This window comes from Stutzerimonas stutzeri (assembly GCF_000935215.1).
Classification (GTDB): Bacteria; Pseudomonadota; Gammaproteobacteria; order Pseudomonadales; family Pseudomonadaceae; genus Stutzerimonas.
The window spans coordinates 1-1,472 of the sequence record NZ_JXXD01000374.1 but is presented as its reverse complement, the minus strand read 5'-3'; the positions used below and the strand labels follow the sequence as shown (position 1 = coordinate 1,472).

The 1,472-nt window shown below is 67.2% G+C and carries 3 protein-coding genes and 1 pseudogene; all 4 read right to left on the bottom strand.

Translation table 11 applies throughout. From position 1 onward, the window contains the following. Nucleotides 1-25: 25 nt before the first annotated feature. A complete protein-coding gene (locus tag LO50_RS23475) occupies nt 26-235 on the bottom strand; it encodes a CCE_0567 family metalloprotein (protein WP_011912514.1) in 210 nt (69 codons plus the stop codon). Between the two features lie 14 nt (nt 236-249). Continuing rightward, nucleotides 250-729, bottom strand: coding sequence for a NifX-associated nitrogen fixation protein (locus LO50_RS23470; RefSeq protein WP_011912513.1), 480 nt, complete (start codon nt 727-729; stop codon nt 250-252). A 28-nt stretch (nt 730-757) separates the two neighbouring features. After that, complete coding sequence (locus LO50_RS23465; RefSeq protein WP_011912512.1) at nt 758-1,237, bottom strand: NifB/NifX family molybdenum-iron cluster-binding protein; 480 nt, start codon at nt 1,235-1,237, stop codon at nt 758-760. Nucleotides 1,238-1,240: 3 nt separating this feature from the next. Next, nucleotides 1,241-1,472 (bottom strand): annotated as a pseudogene (locus LO50_RS23460) (nitrogenase iron-molybdenum cofactor biosynthesis protein NifN); the annotation flags it as partial.

Below are 1,472 nucleotides of genomic sequence, written 5' to 3'. Positions count from 1 at the left end.
GCTCGGGCCCGCTCTGTATTGGCGGTCAGGCGTTGCCGGCCGCTTCCAGCCGGGCGTTGGCCTCGGCCCAGTCGAGGCAGGCCTGGTGTGCCTGCGTCGCCAGTTCCGGCAATTGCCGGTAATCGATCAGCAGCCGGTCCTCGACCAGGTCGTGGATCTGCGACGCCCATTCGGTGGCGATGCGCTTCTTCTGGCTGACTTCCTTCTTCAACGCCTTGAGTTCCTCTTCGGTCATCGGCTCGTCTCCCCTTACAACTCGGCGACCGTACGGTGCTCGGCGACCAGCGCGGTCGCCTTGCCCAGCAGCTTCTGCGCGTCGAGCGACAACGCCTCGAGCGATTCGAAGCCGAAGCGATGGACGTCGCGCAGGGTCTTGTCCAGCGCCACCAGCTTGCCGACCAGGATCAGCGCGCGGCCGAAGCCCTCGTGGGTGATGTTGATCACCGGTACCGCGAGCAGCCCGGTCTCGCGCTCGATCATCTGCGCCAGGGCGTTGTAGAAGGCCTTGACCCGCGACAGGGTGACCTCGTCCGGATCGCCGACGATGGGGATCGCGCGGCGCCGCTCGCGGGTCAGCACCAGCGGGTCGAGCACCCGCGCGTCGCTCCAGGTGTCGTAGGTGCCGTAGCTGTCCATGGCGCGCAGTTGCACCACCATCTGCTTGATCACCGGGTCCTGCAGGGCCGGGGCGTCGTCGCGAACGACCGCCTGTTGTTCTTCTGCATACATAACGCTGTCCTCGATTGCGGGTGTCGGGCTATTCGTCCCAGGCCTCGCCGGCCATGGCCTCGAAACGTTGCTGGTCCGGCGTGCCACGGGTACGCCGGATCGCCTTGGCCAGCCAGGCCGAAGGGCCTTCGCGCAGCTCGGCCTGCAGCGTTTCGATCAGTTCGGCGATGCCCTCGGCCTCGCTGACCTTGACCGGCTGCACGCCGATCGCCAGCAGCTGGCGTACCGCCGAGGCGCCGCAGGCGCGGCAGTACACCGCGATGCAGCCATCGAGCAGTTCCAGCTTGGCCGCCAGCTTGTCCTCGTTGCCGTCCTGGTCGAGCTCGCCGAATTCCACCACCGATTGCAGCTCGGCCCGCTCGGGGTCGATGCCGTAGAACACGAACGACCGCGACGAACCGAAATGCTGGTCGACCGTGCGCCGATCGGACGAGGCGAAGGCCACCTTGAGCAGCGTGCCGTCGTTCTCGCCGTCGAGTACCTGCAGTTGTCGGATGGGGCTGGCCATGGCTCAGTGGCTCCATTGCGAATGGTCGGAGGCGGGCTTCTGCGCATAGATCGAGCGATACGGCGCGATACCCTGATGGTGTTCGGTGAGCAGGTTGGCCAGGTCGAACAGCGCCTGCGCGCTGGCCCGGTAACCGCTCCAGCAGCGCTGGAAGCCGCCCAGCAGGTCGTACTGCGGAAAGCCCACGCGCAGCAGCGGAATGCCCAGGCGGTCGGCGCTGGCCAGCGCGTGGCTG